Here is a 25,773-nt window from a genome sequence, read left to right as displayed (position 1 = left end):
TTATTTTGCACCTTTTCCTAAAAGGACGGCAGGAATGGTTTTGACTAGAATTTTGAAATCCAACCATAGGGACCAGTTATCGATATAATCGAGGTCCATTTTAACCCATTCATCGAAATTCGTGATTTTGTTACGTCCCCCGGCTTGCCAAACACAAGTGATTCCAGGCTTCATGCTAAGTCTCCGACGGTGCGAAATCTCGCAAAAGGCATCGACTTCATAAAGAGGAAGTGGTCGAGGTCCAACCAAACTCATATCTCCTAACAGAACATTCAAAAGCTGCGGGATTTCATCGATACTGAGTTTTCTCAGGAACGCACCGAATGGAAAAATTCGCGGATCCCGATCAAGTTTGAACACCGGGCCATCCATTTGATTTCCGTGGTCTTCCTTGATTTTTTGGAGCAGCTCCTCGGCATTGGCAACCATGGTGCGGAATTTCCACATACGGAATGGTTTTCCGTAAGAACCTGCTCGCATCTGGGAAAATAGCACAGGAGCGCCTGGACTGGTGATCTTGATTCCGATGGCGGCGACAATGCAAAAGGGGAGGGCGAGAGTAAGCAAAGCGGCTGCTCCTACGATATCGATGAGCCCTTTGAACATCAATTCCCAGGAGAGCTCCGGGGTTGACCGGAGAACGAGCATCGGCTTGGAGCCGACAGCATCGAAGACAGGTCTAGCAATCTGAGACCGGATAAATGAAGCTGAAATCCATGCTTCGACGCCTTGGAGCTCGCATGCTTCTACAGCTTGGGCGACCTTGTCGAACTCGGTGTGTTTTGCAGAAAAAATCACTCGCCCTACGGATTCTCCCTTTAAGAGCTGGAAGAGGTCGTCGACCGATCTGCTTGTTAGATCAAATCGATCCACAATGTTCCAACTGGACAAAACCTCCGGGTCCACTTGATCCAAAAATTCTTCAACTCCTTCCTCAGAGCCAGCAAGTAAGATGCGCTCTTTGTCTGATTCCCTCAAAGATTTGCTATTCAGCCAGACTTTGGTTAGGCGATCTCTTGCTAGGAGGAGAAGGAAAACGGCTATGAGTCCAGTTCCTAAAATCAATCGGCGTGCATCGATCAATTTGGCAAATACTGCAATCATGCTGATCAAAAGCCCAATGACTAAAAGGGCTTGAATTAATTGCCAAACCGCGGCTCGCGTGGTTTTCAAGCGGAGACGGTTATAGAACCGGAATCTTTCAAGGACGAGCGGTGTAAATGGCACTGCGATAAGCAGGACCCAACGCATTGACTCCCAAACTGCTTCATCCTCGACACCGAGGCCCATGTAGCCACGGATTACATCCCGTATTTCTCCTCCGATCCAAAATGCAAGCCAAACGAGAAATGCATCGAGGAGCTGGAGAACTTGGGTTACAAATGATTCTTTTCGGCTAAGAGCCATGCGAAATGAAATGGTTCAATATAGTTAGTGCAGCGGGATCATGGATCAAATTCCTAACGGATCAATGCAGGAGTGCTGACAGAATTTGCCTTCTCAGGTGGTGGGAATTTTTCCCAGTTTTCCTTTCCAGCCGTCTGAAATGGCGCGTATGAGCAGGGGAATCCTGCCTGGGCCGTCGATCAATATGGCAACTCCCAAGTAGCTCAAAGCCATCATGAGTGCTTTCAGATTGCCTGATTGCTTTTTCTTTAGCCAGACCATGTTGCGAACTTTGTAATGGAGTTTCCAGTCCGGGAGTTTTTTTTCAAAGAACAGATTTTTTCCAAGAAATGACCACTTCAGGAGGTTTTTTGGACCTGGATGATCCATGATGGCGTTTTTCACCAATTGGAATCGATATCCAGCCTTTCCGATGCGCCACGGGTATTCCTCATCTTCACCCCGAATGAATAGTTCACCGTTTACAGGTCCAACATCTTCATAGATTTTCCTGGTAATGACTGCACCGGTCCAAGCGGCGGTGGTATTGCATACCAATTGATTCGGTAAATCTTCCGGCTTCCATGCCAGCTTCCAATTTCGATTCTCATCAAAAAAGGGAAGTGGCCAAGTTAGGCGACTTGTTGCGGGATCCAGTTGCTGAGCGTGCTTTACAATTTCAGGTTGAAAACCGGATTCATGGATGGCTTGTAAGGCACCTTTTTGCGGCCATGAGTCGTCATCCAAAATCCAGGCGGCATCGACTCCAGAGTGAAAGGCAATCTCCATGGCCTCTTCAATTCCTCCAGCATTTCCTCGGTTTGAAGCCATGTGGTGAAGGTTCAATCTGAATGGGAGGTCTGTGATTTTTGTTAGAGCTTCTATGGTTCCGTCAGTTGGATCATTAATCGCAACCACGACTAGGTCGGGAGGATGTGTCTGTTGGGCTAGGGATTCCACGCACCGGAGTGCGGTTTCCGGCCGGGACATGGTTGCGAAAATTGCAGCGATTGATGCTTCCTTAGGTGAATCCGATGATATCATTCTCCTTCAAATCCTTTGTCGCGTTCATCCATCGTTGGATAAATCATGGTGATGATGATGTCTTTCCCGTCGATCGTTAGACGACTCAGAGTCGACGGGAATACATGTTTTCTGTTTTTGTCGTCCACTAGATCAATTGAAATTGGGCCTGGTGTCGCACCAGAAACGAGGTCAAGATAACGTTGGATTGAACGACCCTTTTCTGATGCTGAGTGGAAGAATGAAAAATAGGGCTTTCCTAGAATATCCGCGTCGTCAAAGAGAGCTAGAGCTGCGTTGTTGATCCCAAGAATCCAGCCATTTTCATCAGACGTGATCGTGGGGATGCTCAAGTGATTTATGAATCGGCTTGTTTCCCGACGCGTGATATCTTGATTTTTTTTAAAGCGTGACAGCATGCATGCCATTGTTCCTGCGGTGATCGAACTGACGGTGCGCGTGGCCAGCATCGCAACGGCGTTGCCTTGAGCATTTGTCCAGCGCCCCATGCCTAGCCACAAGCTAGCGATGACACATCCTATATAAATGGTGGTCCAAAAAACCATCCATCTCCGATCAACCAAAATAGCGAATATGAACAAAGTCAGGATTGATGTCATGGGCACGACACTGAAGCCGCTGAAAACTCGACGATCCGCCCATAGGACGAAAATCAACCACGCGGCCGGAATGAATTGATTCCAGATCCACTGTGGGTAACCACTCCGGCGCTTTGGGCTATTCCGATCAAAGGAGTCCTGCTTTTCGGTAAACATCATCGATCCGGTCGAGCCATGTTAGTTTATTGTAATCGCTGTTGAGGCGATTGAGTCCTGTCAAACCCATTTGGCGGAGGTCCGTTGTATTTGAGAAAGCCCGCTCTAGTGCGGTAGAAAGGGCTTCAGGGGCGTTAGGGTCCGCTAGGAAGCCGTCCTCTCCATCACGAATGATTTCGGGTAGAGCCCCGATCGAATGGGCAACAACAGGCCGTGCTTTTGCCCAAGCCTCCAGAACGACCATTCCAAAGGGCTCCTGCCAAATTGATGGAACAATTGAAAAGGCAGTTTCTTTCCAAACTTCGGCTTGAGCATTTCGAGCGAGAAATCCGGTGAAAACAACGTTCTTGAGATTAAGTTTGATAGTCAGCGCCTTGAGTGGCTCCATTTCGGGGCCATCACCCATGATAACCAATTTGCGGTCTGGTGAGATCTTTGTCCATGCGTGCAGCAATCGGTCCACACCTTTTTCGGGAGAAAGTCTGCCCACGAAAAGACCATGCCCGTTTGCTGGAAATGGAGGAGGAGAAACGCCAGGGGTAGTCTTTAGAAAATGGGGAACCACGTCGATTCGATCGGAGGGGATTCCCATCTGTACATGAATATCCTTCTGTGCTTGGCTGATGGCAATCCAGCGGGTAATCCTATCTAAAACTTTTAGTCTTGATCGCGAATAGGCAAGAATTCCTCCCATCACCGCAGTATGGGCGAAGCTGTCATGCCATGTCCTGTCACGAATGGCGGGCCAGAAATTGCCATGGATGCAGTCACGATTTTCCTTGCCATGGTGGAACATGAATCCGTTGGCGCAACCTAATTTGTAGTTATGAAGGTAGTGAATAATCGGAATGCCCAATTTAAAGGCTAAAGAGTAGGCTCCTGGAGAAATCGACGGAAAAACATTATGGATTTGCCAACAATCGAAACGGCCAATCTTTTGGTATTTATCGAGAGTTTTTAGGATAGGATAATTATAAAAAGCGCGAAGTGGAACCGTAAATTTACGTAGCAGATTACCACGTGTTAACTCCTCGGACGAATTGATGAAGTATTCCAGATTATGACGAGCTTGTAAGGCGTCACCAATGCGAAACACACTACCTTCCTCACCACCATAATGGAGGTAGCGGCTGAAGATTTGGAGTACGTTTAGGCGAGTCATGAATGCTCAGTATTCGATTGAGATCAATGAGGTATTATCGTTTGACTGCACCGTTCTTAAATAGAGCGTTATCATAAACCCGAAAAATTCCTTCAAGTGAGTTTCTCCACGAAAATTGTTCCGCGCGCTCGTGGGCGGCATCGATTTGTCGCTCGGGAACCCCTTCGGTTGAAAGCCTTGCAAGAACAGTGGCTAACTCTTCAGGTGAAGCTGGATCAAAGTAAAATGCCAAATCACCTCCGACTTCTGGAAGGCTGGTCGCATGACTCGATACAACAGGAACTTTTGCAGCCATGCCTTCCAAAACAGGTAGGCCAAATCCTTCATACAGCGAAGGGATGACCAACACGTCCAAGGTCGCGTAAAACCTGAGAATATCGGCGTCCGAGATCCGGCCAAGTTCGATCAGGTTGTTCGCACCTATTTCGTGTCGAATCTCATTTGCGAGAGAAGGCGGTAGGGGAGAACCGGCACGAAGAAGAACGATAGGCCGCTTAATTCTAGCTTTTAGATGGGCGAGCGCAGCAGGGAAAATTGTAAGGTTTTTACGACCGAGGATACTTCCGATGCTGCCTATTATGAAAGGATTAGGTTTTTCGACGATTTGTGGCAGATGGATTTTCTCACAACAATTCAAAGGCATCTCAACGCCTCCGTGGACGATGATGATTTTTTCCGGCGGTATGCCTAGTAAGGTTTCGATCTCGGACTTAGTATAAGCAGAGACTGCAATGAGAAAATCCGCAAGCTTAGCCGCTAGAACCCACGACCTGAATCTTTCGATTTGGGCTGGGCCAAGTTGATCCGGATAACGCAGCGGGATGAGGTCGTGGACAGTAACTACTTTCGGGATGTCTTTTGGAATGCTGGCTAACATATCAGCCCAGCTATGATCTAGAACATGGGCAATGGTTCCCTTAAACTTACGTTTGATTATGGCAGGATAGCCATAGTTTCGATGCCAATAGCGCAGGGCGCTGCCGCGAAGTCCTCGCGGGAGTGTGATATCTGACGGTGTGATAACGGAATGGATTCGGTAGCGGTCGTCAGATTTTTGGCAATCGTGAAGTGCCTGCCAAAAGCGGCGCATTGAAACGCCGCCGTATGACGGGTGAGCTGGTATCCAACCGATGTCAGTCTTGTTGGGCTGTGACTCCGGTGTGATCATGGTATACTCTCTGATTGCTTGCGGGCGATTGCTTGTGAATAAAAATTGCTCAGAGTTTGAGCGTAAGAGTCGGGTGTCAGCGCTTCACCGATCTCCTGATGGGGCTTCTGCATCATTCCAGAATCAAAATCATCCGCCAGAACATCAACCATGCGATCCAAGTTCCATGGCAAGAGTCGCCCGTTCTCGGGTTCCCGAAGAATCATCTCGCTGCCTGGATGCGGGGTGAGATATAGCCGGATTCCCAGAGCTGCGGCTTCGATCTCGACCAGTGAGAAAGCCTCAAAAAATGATGGAAATATTAACGCGTCCGCCGCAGAAAGATGCTCTTCAGTCGCACTGACCAAGCCTGCAAACACGACCCCTTCTCCATTCATTCGTTTGCTGGCCATGCGGCTCCTGATATCGGAAATGGTCGATTCGTTTCCACCTAAAACCAAAAGTCTGATGGATCTACCGGAGGACCGGAGTTTGTCTACGGCTTCAATGGCATTTAGCAATCCTTTGCGGACGAAGTGGCCGAAGGAACAGAATGCAAGGATGGTCTCGTCTTCCGAAAATCCATAGTGTTTTCGCATCGCAGCGCGAAAAGACGATCGTTTCTTTGTATTGAATCTTTCAGGGTTGAACGAGTTTGGCAGGAATCTGAATGTCTGGCCGAGTCCTACCGCTTTTTCAATTGGGTCGGCAATTCCACGGCTTACGCACCACCATTCACCTGTAGAGCCAGGTCGTAGTGCTTGTCGTTCCCCGCGTATTGCCAAATTGATGAACAGCCGCTGTTTAGCGGGAACCTGCATCTCATCAGGGTGATGATTGATAGCTTCCTTATAGGCTAAATTCCAGAAATGGATATAGCGGCTGTCAGCTACGGGGAGATGTTCTCCAGTACATTGTGTGAAAGTGCCAGAGAGGTAGTCAGGTGGCAGCTTACGGTAGGCACGCCAGGCCATCGTTCGGAACATTGCGCACTGAATCGGCCAGAATTTTGTAACCTTGGGAAACTTCCGCCATTTGACCCAAGGAAAATTCAATTCGCATTCCATCGACCAAATTTCAACCTCGTGGAAATGCTGTGGCAAAATCTGCTCTGCGGCTTGGAGCCAAGCTCGCATGCTCGGCGCTCTGCTGTGGCAAAGAGGGTCTACAATTAGAAGGCGGTCAATTTGGCCCATGGAGTAGAATAAATTCGGAATTTATAATCTTTCCAAACGATCATTTCGTCATCAACTCGCGAAAGGAATCAATGTAAAATCCCGGGCGCGGCAAGTAGTCAGCCAAGCTGGCTTTACTCGACTCGCATCGACTAATGTAATCTTCACTGCTCATATTCGCCGCTGTTTCCAGCGCGGTAGCCAAACTTGGAATATCTGAAGGAAGACATTTTAGAGCAGTGCTCCCGGCTGCTTCAGGTAACCCGCCGATATCACTCACAATCGATGGCACTCCACAAGCTCGTGCTTCAATCGGTGAAAGACCAAGGTCCTCTGCGAACGCAGCGGGTGCGACATTCCACCGGGCATGAGCCATCCTCTGTATTTTCTCTGAATGGTCAACAAATCCGGGAGTTTCAATATAGTCGGCCACTCCTGAGTTCTTAATCAAGATAGAAACTTCTTCTTTCAGGGGACCTGCTCCCATCAGAGTGAGCGGATGTGTGGAATGATCAATTCGCGCAGTGGCGTAGGCCTGAACTAATTCTTCAATACCTTTTTTCGGAACCCAACGAGCGATGAAGAAAAACCCTTTTCGCAGTTTTGGATCAATCCACTCATCGGGAAGTTGCGAGACGGCAGGCACGATTTTACTATCTGAGGATAGCTGATTTCCTTCCCAAGTTTCCGCAACGAATCGAGAAATATACCATCTAGCATCTGCTAACATGAGTGCCCGCAGATAAATATCCTTATGTTCAGGCCATCTTTGGTTTTCGATTGTAATCGCCAATTTCTTTCTGAAGAAACGGGCTGGGAATGTTGCATAGAGAAGGGGGAAATGACAATTAACGATGTCTGCCCACAACAAACTCCGGATAAAAGAAAGATCCGGTTTTCCCATGATTCTCCATTGAAATGGGCTCGATGACAATTCTGTGGTCAGTCGCTCATCAAGGGTATAGCCAGGCCGTAATCGGAAAACTACACTGACCTCGAAGTTGCTATCACTTACAACTTCAGAGGCGATAGCAGAAGTAAACGCTTCGATCCCCCCGTAAACGCCGCAAGTAGGGGCAACCATCAAAACTCTTGTCTTGCGTGACATATAAATAGAGAAATAAGTTTATACTAGTCTTTAACTTTCATCCAAAGCCAGATTTGACCAGGGTATCGCCCTTCATCTAGAGCAATTTCAGCTTGTCTGTCACTTAATCTGTCAAATTTTTGGATGGTTGATCTATACAATTCAATATCCCGAGTTTTAGATTCAAATTCTTCAATATAATGTGTGTCGCCAAATCTAGATTTCAGCTCCATAACAACATCACGCACACTGAAATTATCGAATTTATGACATTCAACTAAAATGTTTATTATCTTTAATTTAGGTGCGAGCTTAGGATTGAGAAGTTGAATTTCATAGCCTTCTGTATCGCAAATTATTACCGAATTAATTGCTGTGAGTGCTTCTAATTCAGAATGAGAGCAATACTTCTTGATCTCTAGATTCGTGATATTGTTGAGTTTAGCGAGTTGACGCTGCCGGAATCTAGCGATTGGGTCAGTGTCATAAGTAATAATTTTTGATTCGGAAAGTCTATAGGCAAGGCCTACGGCGTAATAGCCTTCAGCGGCGCCGATATCTACAATAAGATCGTATTTTGAATCGATGATTTCCTCAATTACTGATCGAATTTCCAATTCATAGCATCCAATCCATTTTGATGTAATAGTGCCCCAAATAGTTTTATTATAATATTTTAACCCTTCGAATGGACCACTCAAAACCGTAATATTTTCATTGTTGAACAATGTATTTGATACCAGATTTTGTGTGTCACCTAATCTTTTTTTGCAAGCTATAAAAAATCGCACGCTAGACATCACTGCGAATAGACTTGGAAAGGAAACTCTGATCAAATTCTTTAATTTTTTCATGAATTGATAGTGTGATTTCAATTTGTCTTGCACATTGTCTGCTATTATTAATGTTGCATCAACTTGAGATATTCTGGTGGTTATTCTAAGTTGATTTAATTCAACGATTGTAGATTACGCGCGATAAGTTTGTTTTGTAGTCTCAAGTGAACCATCTTGAGTATTTTGTGCACTTATTTGAATTTCATCTGAAGTAGAAGTGCTGAAAGTCATCTTTCTGACCACAAATGCTCCAGCAAATGCAGACCAAATCGCCAAATTATATGGTGTTGTTGTAAAATTGTCGCCTCCCGCGGCCGACATCAAACAAATAGGAACCGTAATACCTAACGATAAAACACCGATCGACTGATGCCAGCCCTTTGGTAGTCTCCAAACCAATCGATGTAAATTCAAAGCAATGGCACCACCTACCAATATCACTGCACCGAGTCCCACAGCACCTACGCGTATGAGAATTCGGTTGATCATGTCGTGGCTATAATCTTTTGATGCTACACCTGTTGCTTCAAATCCTCCCTCGTCATTCGTTCCAAATAGGGTCCAGCTGTCAGCTCGTCCAAGTCTTTCCCACCCTCTCAACCGGTCGGAAAAGGTGCTGACCTTTAAAACTTCACTACCCCATTTTGTTGAATTATTCGCAATAATTGAGTTTACCTTACCTATACCCTCATTGAGTAACCAATTAGATTTGTAAATTGCAATAATGAATGTAATGCCAATCAACGAATAAATCAGAAAAGTTCTTCTTGGGGTTCTGTAGAAGAATATAAACAATCCAAAGATAAATGGTGACAAAAGCGCTGAGCGTTGGGTGGAAAATACTAATGCTATAAATAATATAACTGAAATAATAGCAAATACACACCTCGATTCTTTAATTTTGATCGCTCTCCAAACAGCAAAAGTTACGTAAATGCACAAACAGCCTAATGCGCTAGCGGAACCAAAAAAACCGAATACTCTGGGATTCTCAAACATTAGCATTTGACTCGTATGCACGGGTGAGAGTCCTGACATAGCATATGTCCACTCGATATTATTGAATCCGTGGAAGTATTGCCAAATCGCCCAGGCTGCACTTGGAACGACAATAATTACCTGGAATGACAAAAATTTAATCCAGTCCTTAACATCTTTAAATAAAGCATAGCATAATGGGACGACAGTTGTGTAGGCACCTGCTACTGCAGCATTATATGCCTTTTTTGCGAATGAACTTCCCCCACCAATAGCTCCACCAGAAAGATAGTAAATACTCAAAGCAAATCCGATACCGTAAAGAGACCAGCCTAGCCATGTCATGCGAATTTTTCCGAAAAGAAGTTGAATAATCAATCCGAAATTAAGAGCACATATAGTCAAAATAGGACCAATGAGAATTTCTTGAACAGTCGTCATAGAGACAGCGCCATAATAGACTCCTATTCTTTTGATTTGATCGGTATAAATGGCCTGTGCTGCTAATGCAAAAAGGCCAGCCTTTGGATTAACTATGCTGACTAAAATTGCAACAATAGTAATAAGTTTACTGAGGCCGGCTATACCGCCTGTGGGATTCATCAATATGGAAATACCTGACCAAAGTGCGATAATAATACCTATTATCCCAAAAAATATTGTTGTAAGAGAACGGCTATTCACGTTATTAACTGTTTGATAAGTTTCTTGCTCTCAGAATCTGTACAGGATTTTCAGATATATAAGATTTTCTTGGAAATACTGGAACCATTAGACTTTGTTATTAATGAAAAAGAGTTTATCCGAAAATGAATTCTAAAAACCAGCCGAAATATCGAGTCCTGATTTTCTCCATGCATCCACAGTTCTTTGAGCTGCCTTCTCCCATGTAAAAGATTGGCATCTGCTGAGAGCTGAATTTCTCAACGAGATTCGGAATGGCTCATTTAGAGCGACTTTTAGCATTGCATTGGTAATTTCGTCGCAATCAGTGGGATCGACAAGGATCCCTGAATCGCCTACGACTTCAGGAACCGAAGTAAGGTTTGATGCTATGACCGGTAAGCCACACGCCATTGCCTCAAGTGGAGGGAAGCCGAAGCCTTCGGCGAGACTTAAAAAAATAAGAGAAATTGCCGAAGAATATAACGCGGAGAAATCTGAATCCTGAACAGTGCCAGTGAATCTGACATAACTTCTCCACTCACTCTCTCCTAGATTCAAGTCGAATTCGGAAGGTAAATTCCGTATTTGTCCAACTATGACTAAAATGATGTCTTCATTACACAACTTGCGGAAGATTTTCATTGCTCTCATAATGGAAATGAGATTTTTTCGCTTTAAATCTCCTGCTTGAGCGATGAAGTACCGTTGATCGGATTGAATTGCGAGCTTCTTCCGCCATTTTGAGGCATCGCCAAGATTGGGATTTGGTTTGAATGCATTGTCTAAACCATTCTGAAACCAATGAACTCGCTCTTTGTCTAATTTAAGAAAATTCATGAGTTCATCTGCGGTGTATTTGGATACACAGATGAAATGTGCACCTTCTTTTGAGAGTAATCTCAAGCGTAAAGATGCTGACTCGGTGTTGCTAGGTGTTGAGAATTGAGGGTGAGTAATGGGGATGATGTCGTGAACTAAGGCAAATTTGAGCTTGTTCGGTATAAACTGTTCGGCACGAATATTGTAATCGAATTGAATCAGACTGATTTTGTCTCGATTAGGATTTTTAATCCAAGAATTTCGAGCTCGATGACAATTATACCTGCGCCATAAATTGAGCTTGATTTTGGAAAAAGTATCCTGTTTATAGCCTCCGTATGAGTCTCCAATTTTAAGCTGATTCAATATTAGAATTTCAGAATTAGATGGCTGCTTTTCAAGTGATAGACTCAAATCAATACCTTCCCTAGCAAACATCGCGGAACACTCGATACCGAAATTAAACGAGGTATAGCGGACAGTTTGCGGAAGAAGTTTTTGAAGAGCTATTCCTAGACTTCTTTCGACCCTTCCCAAGCCGAAAAGTGTTTCTGGAGGAGCATGCCACATTCCGGCCCAGTATGAAATATCTACCGCTTGGAACATATGCTACATCTATCAGCGTTCGCCTCCAAGGAAACCCCTTGTCCTGCGAATTAATATCGAAAAATGAATTGCCAGTTTTAGACCAAAAATTTTCGAAAACATATCCATCCATGAATTGTGGAAAAAATTTCTTACATCACTCGGATAATGTCGAAAAACATAATTAAGCATCTGATAGCCGATCATTGCACCGCCACTTTTATGAAATCCTCCCCTGAGGATGATACCTCTTGCAACAGCACTTCCCCAACAGCATACGGCTTGTTTTGCTTTAGATGTCGAATCATTAGATAGTATCATTGCGGATAGTGCCTTCCACGATCGGAATCGACTTTCTGCTGCTTCTTTCGAATTTTGACGGCTCACACTTGAGGCACCAGTCATCCGATAGGAGGCAAGAACTTCATTGATGAAGCAGACTTCTTGATCTGCGAGTAACACTTTGCCAAAAAAGTTCCCATCCTGATCCGCTTTGAGAGTTTCATCCCATCCACCGATCTTATGCCATATTTCTTTAGGTATCAGCCAACAATGAGGAGCGAGAAAGCCTTGTCCCAGCCATTGATCTAGTATCATTTCGCGGCTGCTGGTATAGTTTTTCCAGAATTTTGCGACTGGGATGACTGGTGGTTTTTCACAAAAATGATATTGCCATGCGCAGCCAGCGATAGTTCCGGGTGGCGCATTAGATAAAGCGATCATTTGCTTCTCGATTTTCTCGGCATCCATAAAATCGTCGGCGTCGAGAAATTGGAGATAGTCACCTTTCGAGATTTTTGCCCCTAAATTTCGGGCATGGTTGCCTCCTTGATTTGCTCCGGATCGATAAATCACTCGATCTCCAAAAGATTGGATTATTCTGAGGCTGCTATCAATCGAGCCATCGTCTATGACAATGATCTCCTTGTTCCCCCATGTTTGGTCCAGTGCACACTGTATTGCCTCCTTTAGATGCTTCTCTGCATTGTAACAAGGAATGATTATTGAAACCATTGGTGTGTGCATGAATTTTACGAGAGTGTTTTTTTGCGTCGTAGCCTCAAGAATTGACAAACAGTTGGTATCTTGCTGCGAAAAATGATCACTGCCACGCTCAGGGTGATCAATCCCACAAAAATTGCGGAAATTGCTACGGAAAGGTAAGGATTCGCTAGAGTATTGAATTGTGAGAATATGATCCCTCCAATTGGGATTACCCAGAGTATTGAAGTATTAAACAACCACTCCCGGAACGATCCACCAATTGTTGAAATAGATAGTCGAACATTAGGATAAATCATGATAAGATTTGCTATAAAATATCCAAGTGCGACTCCCTTAACTCCAAATTTGAGGCCTGCAATAAAACCGCAAATTACTACCGCTGTATTGATGACGCCTATCCAGAAAAATCGGTCATTCCGACTGCTGATCATATAACAATTGCCGAGTGGATTGATTAAACACTGCAGCATCCCTAATGGAGCAAACCAGAATAGAATATCTGAAACCTCATTCCATCCATTTCCAAGGTACCAATTGATGAGTTGATTTCTTTCAATCCAAAGAAAACTCATTCCAGCAAACACGATGAGACCTATAGTAGAGAGAAAGCCATAAAGTTCAGTGCGACAAGCCTCAAGATCATCCTGATGTTTGGACATGTAAGGAAGTATGAGTGGATTAAAAAGTGAGATCACTTGGGAGATAGGTAGAAGCATCAAGCGATATGCATTTGAGTAAATTGCGAGTGGTGCTGTCCCGAGGTAGCGGCCGATTAAGAGATCATCGAGCCTCCGTGCCCAGTAATTGATTAAGGAAAAACCGAGTAATCCACGTGTATACTGCGCCATTTCGGGCAAAAGCGCCTGAGACCAAGCGAATCGAATCGGTCTGCAGAATGGGATTAAAAATAAGACTTGAGTGATTGCTCCGAAAAGTGCCGCAAGGGGAAACGTCCATAGGCCAAATCCATTTGCCAGCAACAGAACAGAAAAGGGAACTGATAATAGCTGAGGGATCGATCCAGCGAGAAACAGTTGTTTAAATGAACCGTTGCGCCGAAGCTCCGCATTCCAGACACTTGCGAGTCCGCCTAGACCATACACGATCGTCAGCGGCAGAAAAAGTTTCCATTGTTCCGATATTCCAAGTAGCCGACAAACAGGAATGCTTCCCACCAGTAGGATGAGGCCTACCGCCACGCCGAGTAGGCCACCACAGCTACTGACCATCGAGCGAGTGGCTTGCTCATAGTTTTTGTGGCGGATGACGTATGGGCTTAAACCCCCATCCTGAAAAATCGCAACAAAGCCGACGACGACCTGGATTAAAGCCCATGTGCCGATTTCTTCTTTGGTTAGAGCACGTGCGACGTACGGGGTTACGAAGAGTGGACTACTGAGACCGATAAATCGTCCAAGTAGAAGCCAAGTTGTATCTTTGAATTTACTCAAGGCTAATTTCTATCACTAAGAATGAGTTCTCGGAAATTAGAGACGAAGGTTTCCCTGGAGAAATGTACATCAAATGCGCTACTTCCATTTTCAGCTATTTCGTCCAAACAAATTTCCTGCCTAACAATGGCTCTAAGCTTGGCGGCAATTGCTTCAGGGTTCAGGTCAACAAAGATTATTTGGTCATCATTCAAGAACTCTCGAACTCCAGAGCTTTCGCCAGTGAAAACTGGCAAGCCGATTGCCAGCGCTTCTACAATTTTGTTAGATATCACAGCTTGTGATTTGCGTGACAAGCCAAAATGGCCCAGTGCAAGATCACAATGGTCAACCAAGTGGGATGGCAAAGTTCCATTGGAAAATGACAAGTCGGTTCTGTATTTGATCTTAGTTCCTGCTCTTGGGTGTGCTTCGAGCAGGCCCTTCACGTAAGGAGTTGCTGTATTACTGCCGATAAGTGTGAGCTCAATGAGTTCTAGATCCGCGTCGCTCAATTGCTCCATTCCCCGTAAGAATTGATCGAGCCCGTGCAGTGGAGAGAATAATGCCCACCATGCGATCCGAAGCTTCCGGGTAATTAACTTTTTCTTAGGATGAGCTAATCTATCCATAGTCAATGGCAGAACCCTGATTTTCGAGTTTTTCAATTCCACCCCTGCCATGGATGCGGTCAGTTTAAGTTCTGATATGACCGGATGAATTAAAATGTCGGCTTTGCTCAATGCTGCGCGATCGAATTTGATGCAATTGATATCATTTCCAATCCAGCAACTTGAACCGCCGTCTTCCTCTAAGGTGGGAAGTGCACAAACGTAATAATCAACTATCAGTTTCGATCTGAGCAAGCTATTTAAAGCCCAAGCATAGTTGATGATTGAGTAGTTCATTGGTGGGACATAGATGATGGTTGTGCCCCTGCCTTGAATGTAATCTACAACAAAGCTCGCAGTCTTTAATAGGAAGTCTGCTATGTAGCCTAGTGCATTTTGGCGAGGTCGTGTTGCTAGCGGTGAAAACTTGACATTGAATTTGATGTTTGGGTCACCCTTAGCCAAAAAATGAGATACCCATTCTCCTCGATTAGCGCCTTGCAATCTGCCGATAATTAGGATCTTGACGGGACTTTTAGTTTTCATACCTCTGTGAGACGAACTCGGTTGAAGCTAAAATAAATCGCACGAGTGACTAATTGATGTTGGAAGTTTTTATTCGGCTATTTAACCATCTGGTCGATATCTTTATTCACGCTGGCAATGGGATTCCACTTTGAAAGGTTTTTTGCCTTTTCGACGTTTGCGACGTGAAAGTCCTGATCCCTCGTGTTTCGTCGGAGTCGATGGTATTTGAGCCCATTATGTTTGATTATTTGAAAATGGCATCATATGTTGATATGAGGCTATAAGCCGGGGGGATTATATAATGGTATACCTTAAGTCGTCTGCTCTCTCGATAAATTTCAGAATAGTCCTTTTGAGCGATTTGAGATTCTATCTAATAAGACTTGCGACACTGATCAGACTAAGGGGATGTAGCGCATGATTTCTCCGTCGCGGTATGGCTTTGCACCAAAATGAAGAGTGCCGCTCGCATTCCAGGTTTTCCACCAATGCTCGGCGAAGTTTCGGAGTGTCATTTCTTCGCCGGTGCCCAGGTTCATCACCAACGGAATGCCAGGCAGTGGTTCAAGATCAATCGCCGCCAGAAGTTGTGCCGCAACTTCGGTGACGTTGATGAAGTCTCGTACCTGTTCTGCCGGAGTCATTTCGAGAGATTCGCCGGCCAAGGCTGCCTTGCGAAGTGATGGCCAGAGGCGCCCTGGGTCTTCACCTTCTCCAAAGACCTGAAAGATTCGGTGAATGGAAAGTTTGATTGAAAGTTCTTGTGCCAGCGAGTGGAATGCAACCGAGGCCGCAGCTTTCGAGGCGGGGTAGCTCAGTGTGGGTTCCAGCGGGGCATTTGGTGGGATTTTGTCGTAACGTTCTCCGGATCGACCGTATTCAAAGCAACTTCCAGCAATGACATATTTTTGGATTCCCGCCACGGAGGCGGTCCGTATCATCTGAATAGGCTCAATGACATTGTGCTGAATACAGGCCTCAAGTGTGTCATAAGGGACGTTTGCTGAATGAGCGGCCAAGTGCACCAGTGTGTCGGATCCTATGAAGTCTGCTGGCTGGAGATCAGGCATTGCCTTGTCGAGCCAGACGGGTGCTTTCCCTAATGGAACTCTTGGAACTGATGCTGGACTACGTCTGAGGGCGATGATCTCATGGCCGACAGCGTGAGCCTGGTTGATAAAATGGGAGCCAATGAAGCCAGTGCCGCCAGTAAGGAATATCTTCATAGCCAGCTAAATCAAAAAGGGCTTATAAAGTCCGCAAACGGTGGATGGTCTAAGTCGCGAGTACTTATTTCCTGAACTGAATCTGTTAGATTAGGCCAGGAATAGCCGAAACTGTCCCAGCGAATGCCGCGATCACTTTCGGATGCATGGACGGCATCTGTTTTGTAAACGAGGCAGGATTGCTCCTGCAAAGCGACGAAGCCGTGAGCAAAGCCGACCGGGATATGGACAATATGCCGATTTTCGGCGGATAGATCGAAGGCGACGCTCTGCCCATAAGTCGGTGAACTTTTTCGTAAATCGAGCAATACATCCAAGACTTTGCCGGTGATGCAGTAAACGATTTTTTGATGGGCGTGTGGTGGAATTTGGAAATGCATGCCGCGAATGACACCGCGGGATGACGTCGAGAAAAATTCCTCTCGCAACATAAGGTGGATACCGTGGGCTGCGAGCTGGTCTTCGTGAAACGGCTTTACGAAATTTCCACGGGCATCCTCAAACACGAAAGGTTTAAGGATTTTGACCCCTGGTAGTGGCTCGGCGATCAATTCCATGGATTAAGCAGCTTTCGATTCAGTAAAATCGCAAATCACCTTCACCATGTAATCGATCATCTCGCGGGTGAGGCCGGGGTAGGTTCCGAGGAACATGGTTTGGTTCATGATGCGATCGGCGCCTGTTAGCTCGCCAGCGACGCGCATGGCTGCAGGATTGTCACGGCGGAGTTGCACAAAGGCAGGTTGGCGGACCAGGTTACCGCCGAAGAGCATGCGGTTGCCGATTTTGTTGGCATCGAGGTGCGCTGCGAGTTCGGTGCGGGTGAACGGAGCGTCCTCCTTGATCGTGATTTTGAAACCGAACCAGGAGCAGGAGGTCTGGCAACCACTGTCATCCCAAGTGAAATCGGAAATCGGCTCACTGGCTGGATCTGCAGGAGGATTCCAGGCCGTTGCGTGGGTCGGCAGCGCGAAATCGATGTATTTTTCCAAACCGTGGAGGCCGCGGCGAAGCAGCTCCCAGTTGATTTTGCGTGCTTCGATGAATTCCGGAAGTCGCTTGATTTGAACACGGCCGATCGCTGCTTGTGGATCGAGTGGCTTCAGGTTGAAGCCGAGGTGGGAGTAGATGTATTTGTGATCGTAGCCCTGCGGTAGTTCGCCGAGCTGCCACTGGAATCGTTTGCCGCAGGTATCGTCCTTGCCGGAGGCACACCAGCAGTCACGGCCCCAGTCGCGGAACGATTCGGCATAGGTTTTGAGTGGCGCGCGGCGAATGATGTTCACGGCTCCACCTTCGCCCATCGTGAGGTGGTGGGGAGGGTAGAAAGATTGGGTGGAAATGTCGCCGAATGATCCGGTCGGTGCGGTGAGAATTCCGTCCTCGATGCGGATGATAGCGTGTTCACCTTTATCCGCGATTTTGAGCAAGTGATCGAGACCCAGCTCTTTGGCTTTCCCAACGGGGAGCGAGTAGGTGCACCCGAGCGCGTCGCAATTGTCCTCGACCAACCAGAGGTCGTGTTTTTTGCAGAACTCGAGAACGGTTGAGAGCTCGAATGGATTGCCTAAAGCGTGGGCCATCATCACGGCTTTCGTTTTGCCTTCGCTGAATGCGGCTTCCAGTAGTGAGCAGTCGGCGTTTCCGGTGAAGGTTTTCGCATCGATAAACACCGGCACCGCTCCTGCCTGGATGATGGGAGCGACGGTTGTAGGGAAGCCTGCGGCAACGGTGATGACTTCGTCGCCGGGGCGGATGCGCTTGTGGTCGGGAAGTTTGTGCGTGGTCAGCGCCGAGAAAGCGACTAGGTTCGCGGATGAACCGGAATTCACGAGCAGGCAGTGTTTTACGCCCATGAATGCTGCCAATTCTTTTTCCATGGCTTCACCCTCCGGGCCGAGCGTGAGCCAGAAATCTAGGGTCGAGGATACGGCTGCTTCGACTTCGTCTTCATCGAAAACGCGGCCGGCATAGGGAACGGTGGTTTGCCCGGGGATGAAAGGCGCGTGGGCCGGATCGATCCCGGGGCGGTTGGCAGCGTGGGCGAGTTTGGAGAACTCGCGGGTGAGGCGAAGAATTTCGGCTTTAATTTCTGCGGCAGAAGACATGGGAGGGAAAAGACAGTAAGGTGAAAATTAGGGGTTGTTGGCTGGTAGTGCCCAAACGAGGGCCTTTTTTGCTGCTGCAGATTGATATTCGGAAATTTGCTTTCGCGTGAATTCGGCTGGATCTGCGCCATTTGCCTCAGCTTGGTACCAATCAGCCGTTTGGGCGATGGTTTGTTCGAAATTCCAAACTGGTTGCCATTGAAGGAGGTGAAAGGCCTTGTCAGTTGCGAGGTTCAGCTTTGAAGCTTCATGTCGCGCATTCGGGTCCGATGCGTCAATCCAGCCACCATCCACGTGGCGGAGCAACTCTTCTACCAATTCGGAGACAGTTCGGTTGCTGGTGAGGTTCGGGCCGAAGTTGAAGGCAGAGGTTAGTTCGCGTCCTGGTTCGGCAGGAGTGGCGAGGGAAGCGGCAAGCCAAAGGTATCCGGAAAGGGGCTCGAGGACGTGTTGCCAAGGGCGGGTTGCGATTTTATTACGAACAGGAATTGCCTCGTTTTTTCTGAGCGCGCGGATGCAGTCGGGAATGATGCGATCCAAGGCCCAATCACCGCCGCCGATGACATTTCCAGCGCGTGCGGACGCAAGCTTAACCGCGCCATTTCCTGGGAAAAACGACGACCGATAGGATGCGATGACAATCTCTGCGGCGCCTTTGCTTGCACTGTAGGGGTCGTGACCTCCCATCGGGTCTTCTTCGCGATAGGCATGCAACCATTCACGATTTTCGTAGCATTTGTCGGTAGTGACGGCGACAATCCGACACGAAATACCAGCTAAACGCACTGCATCGAGCACATGAGCGGTGCCCATGACATTGGTCGCAAATGTTTCTACTGGGATATCATAGGACAGCCGGACCAAGGGTTGTGCGGCCAAATGCAGCACGATCTCTGGCTGGAAATCGGATATGATTTTTACAAGCCGTTCACGATCGCAGAGATCCCCACGGTGATCAGCGACAAGCCGTTCGGAGAGTTTGAGTTGATCGAAAAGGATTTCATGGGGCTGCGGATCGAGCGCGTAGCCGACAACTTCCGCACCGAGTGAAAGTAGCCACTCGCAAAGCCAAGATCCCTTGAAACCGGTGTGACCGGTCACAAAAACCCGCTTGCCTCGATAGGCGCTGGTTAAATTGCTGAGCATGATTGTGGAATTCAGCGAGTCCGTGGTCACCACGTTTTCCATGGAGCCTTGCGGTTTTCCCAAAGCTCCTCAAGTTCGTGCTTGTCGCGCAGCGTATCCATCGGGCGCCAGAATCCATGATGGCGGAAGATTCCGAGCTGACCCTCTGCAGCTAAAGATTCGAGCGGTTTGCGTTCCCAAATCGTGCTGTCGTCGTCGATGTAGTCAATGACCTTTGGATCCAATACAAAGAACCCACCATTGATCCATGAGCCGTCTCCCTTAGGCTTTTCAATGAAGGAACTGATCTTATCTCCTTCCAATTGAAATGAACCAAATCGACCTGGCGGCTGCACACCGGTCAAAGTCGCGAGAAGCCCGGATTTTCGATGGAACTCGATTGAGGCGGGAATGTCGATATTTCCCACTCCATCGCCGTATGTGCAGCAAAACGGGCCGTCCAAATAGGGAGCGATTCGTTTGATGCGCCCGCCGGTCATCGTTTCATCGCCGGTATCCACGATAGTGACGCGCCATGGTTCGGCGTTCTTCTGGTGTACTTCCATCGAGTTATTCGCCATGTCGAAGGTAACATCGGACATGTGAAGGAAGTAGTTAGCAAAATACTCCTTGATAATATATCCTTTATAGCCAGCGCAGATAATGAAATCATTGATGCCGCAGGAACTATATATTTTCAGAATATGCCAAAGAATGGGGCGGCCGCCGATTTCAACCATCGGCTTGGGTTTTACGGATGTTTCTTCGCTCAATCGGGTGCCAAGTCCGCCGGCTAAAATAACTGCTTTCATGACTGGAGGGGAAATTAGAGTCTAGAGCCGCGATGTTATCACTTCGCGGAAAATAAAATACGGAACTTTGAGAAGCGATGGCTGTCAGTGATTGTTTTATAGCCGAATTCGGAAAGTTTTTTAATGACACCAGCATGGAGCTCCTCACCATGGGTTTCTAAGATAATTGCCTTCGCGTGGGAAAGTGCTTTATCCATACCAGTCAGGGCTTTTACCTCGAAACCCTCAATATCCATTTTGATGAGATCCGGAAGTGGTAAATTCCCATCAACGATATAGTCATCGAGCCTCCAAAGCTGCACGGTGTATGTTGTGGCGTCTTTTTTGAACTCTTCGCTTGGCGCAAAGCCTTGTCCGCCAGAACGAGCTTCTGAAGCATAAAACACGGCTGAACCATTTTCGTCTCCTGCACCGATAGGGTAAATTACACCCAGATTATTCTGTGTGTAATTTAATTTTGCGTTCTCAAATTCTGCTTTCCCTGGTTCAAAGCCATATATTTTAGCTTTTGGGAAAATGGAATGCATATAGAGAGCTGCTAAACCGGCATTCGCACCGATGTCGTAAATGGTATTTGGTTCCCAATCTAACTGGGTTAAGTCGATATAGTCGTCGAAATAGAAAATTTCACGAAATATAATCCAATCTGTAGGTAGATCTCGGACGATTGCGGAAAAGTTACCTCCTTTGCCCTTCAAATTGTAATGGATTCTAGCAGATTGACAATTTTCGTTAGCTGCCCGAAGCCAATTAAATTGAGCTTTTATCAATTGAAATTTTGTTCGGGTATCGGCTCCCAACTGGATGCTTCTTTTTAGGAGGTGGACTTTTCTGCTAAAATAGTTCATTTGGCTGGGTTTGAATAGTTATAAGAGGAGTGGGTATGACCTCTTATTTATTCCAAATTGATTTGATTCGGTATAAAAGTTTTCGAATAAGCGAAGTTTTTTCCGATTAGGGGTGAAATTGTCGAGCCTATTCCAGCTCGTTAAGCATTTCTTTAGCAACCAGAATTCCCGTGACCGATGGCTTCCACCCTAAGGTTTGCCTTATACGGCTTGCATCTCCCATCAATAAATGGCTGTCGACTGGTCTAAAAAATTTGGGATTTACCCGTAAAAGCACTCTCTTTGATTTCGAGTCTACAGCTTTTTCATTTTCACCACTACCACTGAACTCAAGTGTTATTCCAGCGCGGCTAAAGGCTGAAATGGCAAAATTTCGAACGGTTGTAGATGTTCCTGTGGCGATGATGTAATCGTCGGCTTTATTGTGTTGGAGAGTTCGCCAAATTGCATCCACAAATTCTGGAGCATAGCCCCAGTCCCGCTCAGAATCCAAATTTCCAAGTTCAAGAATCTCATCAGAACCTCTAGAAATTCTCGCTACCGTAGAAACAATTTTTTTGGTGACGAAGTTTTCGCCGCGGCGTGGAGATTCGTGGTTATACAAGATGCCATTGACGATGAACATGCCATGGGCTTGCCGATAGACTTTACAAAGATTGGCAGCAAAGGCTTTGGCGCAGCCGTATGGGTTGACTGGTCTGAATGGAGTTTCCTCTGTTTGAGGTGAGTCGGCGGGCACACCGAAAACCTCCGACGATGCTGCGTGAAAAAATCTCGGTGGATTTTTTAAATCTCGGCAAATTTCCAACAATCCCAACGTTGCAATGGCGGTCTCCGCGACGGTCGATTCCGGGATTTCAAAACTCAACCCGACGTGGGATTGCCCCGCAAGGTGGTAAAATTCGTCGGGCTCGATTTTGTTAAAGATCCGCCTCAGCGTTGTTTGGTCACCGAGGTCAGCATAGTGGAGTTCCAGCTTTTTGCCCTCGCTTCGAAGGTGCTCGATCCGTGCCCGGTTGAACTGGCTGGAGCGTCTGACCAAGCCATGAACTTCGTAGCCTTTTTCAAGTAAAAGCTCGGCCAAGTAAGAGCCGTCTTGGCCGGTGATTCCTGAAATGAGGGCGCGTTTCGACATGAATGATAACAAACAGGGAAACCGCCCCCTATTCCAAGGATGAAAGTCAAACAATCATCCCCGCAGCCACGGTTTCATTCGTGCCTGGATCGATGAGAATGAATGATCCGGTGGATCGATTGCGGCGGTAGGAGTCGTGCAGCAAAGGTTCAGCCGTTCTCAGGGAAATGCGGCCGATATCGTTCATGGTGAAACTGTCGACGCCCTCGATTTTGTGGAGGGTGTTGATGTCGACGTGGTATTTGACCTCTTGAACGATGGCTTTGGTTTCCTTGGTGGTATGGCGGAGAATCAGTTTTGCCCGGTTGGCCATCGGTTTATTCGAGAACCAGCAGACCATGGCTTCGATGTCCTGACTGACTTTCGGCGGGTTGTTGGCTTTGACCAGCATGTCACCGCGGGAAAGGTCGATTTCGTCGGTGAGAGTGAGGCAGACGGATTGTGGGGCGAATGCCTCGCTGCGTTCGCCTTCCGGACTGTGGATTGCTTTGACCCGGGTGTTAAATCCAGATGGAAGAACAGTGACTTCATCTCCTGGCTTGAAAACTCCACCTGCTACCCGGCCTGCGTAGCCACGGAAATCGTGCCACTCATCGGACATCGGACGGATCACCCACTGAACCGGGAAGCGAGCGTCGACATGGTTTTCATCGCCGCCGACATACACATTTTCGAGGTGATAAAGGAGCGATGGCCCTTCGTACCACGGCATGCTTTCTGATTTATCGACGACGTTGTCGCCATTCAGTGCGGAAATTGGGATCGCGGTGATGCCAACGATGTTGTCGAGGCGTGAGGCAAAGCTGCGGAAGTCCTTGATGATGCTCTCGTAGACCTCTTCCGAGTAATCGACGAGGTCCATCTTGTTCACCGCGACGACCAAATGCTGGATTCGCAACAAATTGGCGATGAATGCATGCCGTTTTGTTTGCTCGATCACGCCTTTGCGCGCGTCGATCAGGATGATGGCCAGGTTGGCGGTGGAGGCGCCGGTGACCATGTTCCGGGTGTATTGGATGTGGCCCGGGGTATCGGCGATGATGAATTTGCGTTTCGGCGTGGCGAAATAGCGGTAGGCGACGTCGATGGTGATGCCTTGCTCGCGTTCGGCTTTGAGGCCGTCGGTTAGAAGGGCGAGGTTGACGTGCTCGTCGCCGCGACGTTTGGAGGATTCCTCCATGGCTTCGAGTTGGTCTTCGAAGATGGATTTGGAATCATAAAGCAGGCGGCCGATCAGGGTGGATTTGCCGTCATCTACAGAGCCGGCGGTGGTAAAGCGAAGAAGGTCCATGGAAGAAAGTGGGTGGTATTTCAGAATTCAGTTTCGGGAAAAGAGGGCTTCAGGTTTTAGAAGTATCCTTCCTTTTTTCTGTCTTCCATGGCGGTTTCGGAACGTTTGTCATCGGATCGGGTGCCGCGCTCGGTTTGCCTTGCGGCGGCGACTTCGGCGATGACTTCGTCAAGATTGGAGGCGGGGGATTCGACTGCGCCTGTGCAGGTGGCATCCCCGATGGTGCGGAAGCGGACGGTGCGTTTGCTGACAGGTTCGCTATCCTGCGGTTTTAGAAATTCGGTGACGGCGAGGAGAGTGCCGTTGCGTTCGAAAACTTCACGTTCGTGCGAAAAGTAGATCGATGGCAGAGGGATGTTTTCCCGTTGGATGTACATCCAGATGTCCATTTCGGTGAAGTTGGACAGGGGGAAGACCCGGAAGTGCTCACCTGGATTTTTTCTGCCGTTAAAGAGATTCCAGAGTTCCGGCCGTTGATTTTTTGGATCCCACTGGCCGAAGTCATCGCGGTGGGAGAAGAAGCGCTCTTTGGCACGTGCTTTTTCCTCGTCGCGCCGACCACCGCCGAGAGCGGCGTCGTATTGGTGCTTCTCGATGGTGTCGAGCAGGGTGACCGTCTGCAGTTTGTTGCGCGAAGCATTGATTCCGGTTTCCTCAACGACCCGGCCGGTATCGATCGATTCCTGAACCGAGCCAACGACCAGATTGGCACGGATCATTTCCACAAATTCGTCCCGGTAAACCATGGTCTCCGGGAAATTGTGGCCGGTATCTATATGGACCAGCGGGAATGGCATGCGGGCAGGCCAGAAAGCCTTGCGGGCGATCCAAGCCATCACGATCGAATCCTTACCGCCGGAGAAAAGTAATGCGGGGTTTTGAAACTGCGCAGCAGTCTCGCGGAAGATGAAAATGGCCTCTGCTTCGAGCTGGTCGAGGTGGGAAAGCTGATAATTCGGCATGAGCGGATGGTTCTGTAGCTGGGAGAGCTACGGGAGGTAAGGCCTCCATGACACCCGGTCAAGGAATTATTAGTAAGATGGGTAATTTGGTAAGGATTGAATCTTTCCGTCGATCACTGCGGTGGGGTGATCCGATGACGGATTTTCTCCAGTAACTCAAAGGCGGAATCCTCGATGCTGGAATTTTCAGTATCGATCGTTAAATCAGGGTCTTGTGGCGCTTCGAATCCGCTGTCTTTTCCGGTGAAATTGGCAATTTCGCCTTTGGCAGCCTTCGCATAGAGCCCTTTGACGTCGCGTTGTTCGCAGGCTTCGTAGGAAGCCTTGATGTAAACTTCGAAGAGGTCCTTGCCGAGAATGCCGCGAGCGAGATCGCGCAGCTCACCTTTCGGGGTGATTGCGGAAACAAAGACGATCGCACCTTGCGAAACGAAGAGTTTCGCGGTTTCTGCGAAACGCCGGATGTTTTCTAGGCGATCCGAATCCGAGAAACCCAGGTCGGAATTCAACCCGGTGCGGAGATTGTCTCCATCAAGAATGACCGTAAAGCGGCCTTGTTGATGGAGAACTCGCTCTGCTGCGTTGGCGATCGTTGATTTGCCGGAGCCGGACAGGCCACACATCCAGATCACGATGCCACGTTGGCCGAGGAGTGATTCCTTATCGTGTCGGTTCAGAAACCGATGAAACTCTGGATGGATGTTGGACATGGCAAACCTTCGCTCAAGGAGCTAAGATGGAACAAGAACGGGTCCTGTTCCACCTCATAAATCAACAGCTCAGCCCTTGCCGATGACGAATGCGTCGAAGCCGTGGGCTTTGAGGGCGGCGGCGGGGAGCACCGCGCGGCCGTCGAAGACGAAGGCGGGCTTGAGCATCAGATCGTAGATTTTTGGCAAATCCAGGGTCCGGAATTCGTCCCACTCGGTGAGGGTCGCGAGCGCGTGAGCTTTCTCAGCAGCTTCGTAAGGGGTCTTGGCAATGATCACGTTGCTGTCGAATAGCTCAGGGTCGATGCCGACTTCTAACAAGTCGCGGCGCATCGTGGCTGG

General features: G+C 47.7%; 24 protein-coding genes. All 24 read right to left on the bottom strand.

Annotation, left to right across the window (positions count from 1 at the left end; genetic code table 11):
* Complete coding sequence (locus JIN85_RS08650; protein WP_200269677.1) at nt 1-1,407, bottom strand: sugar transferase; 1,407 nt, start codon at nt 1,405-1,407, stop codon at nt 1-3.
* A 93-nt stretch (nt 1,408-1,500) separates the two neighbouring features.
* Nucleotides 1,501-2,430, bottom strand: a complete 930-nt coding sequence (locus JIN85_RS08645; protein WP_267906640.1) for a glycosyltransferase — start codon at nt 2,428-2,430, stop codon at nt 1,501-1,503.
* Nucleotides 2,427-3,188, bottom strand: coding sequence for a PAS domain-containing protein (locus JIN85_RS08640; RefSeq protein ID WP_200269673.1), 762 nt, complete (start codon nt 3,186-3,188; stop codon nt 2,427-2,429). Before JIN85_RS08640 ends, JIN85_RS08645 begins: the two co-directional genes overlap by 4 nt.
* On the bottom strand, nt 3,157-4,347 hold the full coding sequence (locus JIN85_RS08635; protein ID WP_200269671.1) for a glycosyltransferase family 4 protein: 1,191 nt from the start codon (nt 4,345-4,347) through the stop codon (nt 3,157-3,159). The genes JIN85_RS08640 and JIN85_RS08635 overlap by 32 nt, the downstream gene beginning before the upstream one ends.
* A 34-nt stretch (nt 4,348-4,381) precedes the next feature.
* Complete coding sequence (locus JIN85_RS08630; RefSeq protein WP_200269669.1) at nt 4,382-5,515, bottom strand: glycosyltransferase family 4 protein; 1,134 nt, start codon at nt 5,513-5,515, stop codon at nt 4,382-4,384.
* On the bottom strand, nt 5,512-6,480 hold the full coding sequence (locus tag JIN85_RS08625) for a glycosyltransferase (protein WP_200269667.1): 969 nt from the start codon (nt 6,478-6,480) through the stop codon (nt 5,512-5,514). The genes JIN85_RS08630 and JIN85_RS08625 overlap by 4 nt, the downstream gene beginning before the upstream one ends.
* A gap of 250 nt (nt 6,481-6,730) precedes the next feature.
* Nucleotides 6,731-7,777, bottom strand: a complete 1,047-nt coding sequence (locus tag JIN85_RS08620; RefSeq protein ID WP_200269665.1) for a glycosyltransferase family 4 protein — start codon at nt 7,775-7,777, stop codon at nt 6,731-6,733.
* Nucleotides 7,778-7,800: 23 nt separating this feature from the next.
* Nucleotides 7,801-8,610, bottom strand: coding sequence for a class I SAM-dependent methyltransferase (locus JIN85_RS08615; RefSeq protein WP_200269663.1), 810 nt, complete (start codon nt 8,608-8,610; stop codon nt 7,801-7,803).
* 114 nt (nt 8,611-8,724) lie between these two features.
* Nucleotides 8,725-10,254 (bottom strand): hypothetical protein, encoded by a 1,530-nt coding sequence (locus tag JIN85_RS08610; protein ID WP_200269661.1) that lies wholly within the window; start codon nt 10,252-10,254, stop codon nt 8,725-8,727.
* Nucleotides 10,255-10,386: 132 nt separating this feature from the next.
* Nucleotides 10,387-11,661, bottom strand: a complete 1,275-nt coding sequence (locus tag JIN85_RS08605) for a glycosyltransferase family 4 protein (protein WP_200269659.1) — start codon at nt 11,659-11,661, stop codon at nt 10,387-10,389.
* Nucleotides 11,662-11,673: 12 nt separating this feature from the next.
* The gene (locus JIN85_RS08600) at nt 11,674-12,666 is read right to left on the bottom strand and encodes a glycosyltransferase family A protein (RefSeq protein WP_200269657.1); all 993 of its coding nucleotides are present in this window, start codon (nt 12,664-12,666) and stop codon (nt 11,674-11,676) included.
* A 5-nt stretch (nt 12,667-12,671) separates the two neighbouring features.
* Nucleotides 12,672-14,096 carry an oligosaccharide flippase family protein gene (locus tag JIN85_RS08595; RefSeq protein WP_200269655.1) on the bottom strand — a complete coding sequence of 475 codons (1,425 nt, stop codon included), beginning with the start codon at nt 14,094-14,096 and terminating at the stop codon, nt 12,672-12,674.
* A gap of 2 nt (nt 14,097-14,098) precedes the next feature.
* Entirely contained in the window at nt 14,099-15,232 is a 1,134-nt protein-coding gene (locus tag JIN85_RS08590; protein WP_200269653.1) for a glycosyltransferase, read from the bottom strand.
* A gap of 377 nt (nt 15,233-15,609) precedes the next feature.
* Nucleotides 15,610-16,440, bottom strand: coding sequence for an NAD-dependent epimerase/dehydratase family protein (locus JIN85_RS08585; protein ID WP_200269651.1), 831 nt, complete (start codon nt 16,438-16,440; stop codon nt 15,610-15,612).
* Between the two features lie 11 nt (nt 16,441-16,451).
* Entirely contained in the window at nt 16,452-16,997 is a 546-nt protein-coding gene (gene rfbC / locus JIN85_RS08580; RefSeq protein ID WP_200269649.1) for a dTDP-4-dehydrorhamnose 3,5-epimerase, read from the bottom strand.
* A 3-nt stretch (nt 16,998-17,000) separates the two neighbouring features.
* Nucleotides 17,001-18,548 (bottom strand): lipopolysaccharide biosynthesis protein RfbH, encoded by a 1,548-nt coding sequence (gene rfbH, locus JIN85_RS08575; protein WP_200269647.1) that lies wholly within the window; start codon nt 18,546-18,548, stop codon nt 17,001-17,003.
* Between the two features lie 27 nt (nt 18,549-18,575).
* Nucleotides 18,576-19,694, bottom strand: coding sequence for a CDP-glucose 4,6-dehydratase (rfbG, locus tag JIN85_RS08570; RefSeq protein WP_200269645.1), 1,119 nt, complete (start codon nt 19,692-19,694; stop codon nt 18,576-18,578).
* Between the two features lie 26 nt (nt 19,695-19,720).
* Complete coding sequence (gene rfbF / locus JIN85_RS08565; RefSeq protein ID WP_200269643.1) at nt 19,721-20,485, bottom strand: glucose-1-phosphate cytidylyltransferase; 765 nt, start codon at nt 20,483-20,485, stop codon at nt 19,721-19,723.
* Between the two features lie 38 nt (nt 20,486-20,523).
* A complete protein-coding gene (locus JIN85_RS08560) occupies nt 20,524-21,333 on the bottom strand; it encodes an FkbM family methyltransferase (RefSeq protein ID WP_200269641.1) in 810 nt (269 codons plus the stop codon).
* Between the two features lie 127 nt (nt 21,334-21,460).
* Complete coding sequence (locus JIN85_RS08555) at nt 21,461-22,468, bottom strand: GDP-mannose 4,6-dehydratase (protein WP_200269639.1); 1,008 nt, start codon at nt 22,466-22,468, stop codon at nt 21,461-21,463.
* Between the two features lie 46 nt (nt 22,469-22,514).
* A complete protein-coding gene (gene cysN, locus JIN85_RS08550; RefSeq protein WP_200269638.1) occupies nt 22,515-23,759 on the bottom strand; it encodes a sulfate adenylyltransferase subunit CysN in 1,245 nt (414 codons plus the stop codon).
* Nucleotides 23,760-23,815: 56 nt separating this feature from the next.
* Nucleotides 23,816-24,721, bottom strand: coding sequence for a sulfate adenylyltransferase subunit CysD (gene cysD, locus JIN85_RS08545; protein ID WP_200269636.1), 906 nt, complete (start codon nt 24,719-24,721; stop codon nt 23,816-23,818).
* A gap of 113 nt (nt 24,722-24,834) precedes the next feature.
* Entirely contained in the window at nt 24,835-25,431 is a 597-nt protein-coding gene (cysC, locus tag JIN85_RS08540; protein WP_200269634.1) for an adenylyl-sulfate kinase, read from the bottom strand.
* Between the two features lie 69 nt (nt 25,432-25,500).
* The coding region (locus tag JIN85_RS08535) for a UDP binding domain-containing protein (protein WP_325108781.1) at nt 25,501-25,773 on the bottom strand (273 nt) is incomplete at its 5' end.

Source organism: Luteolibacter pohnpeiensis (assembly GCF_016595435.1).
GTDB classification, from domain to species: Bacteria; Verrucomicrobiota; Verrucomicrobiia; order Verrucomicrobiales; family Akkermansiaceae; genus Luteolibacter; species Luteolibacter pohnpeiensis.
This window is presented reverse-complemented; position numbering and strand designations above follow the sequence as displayed.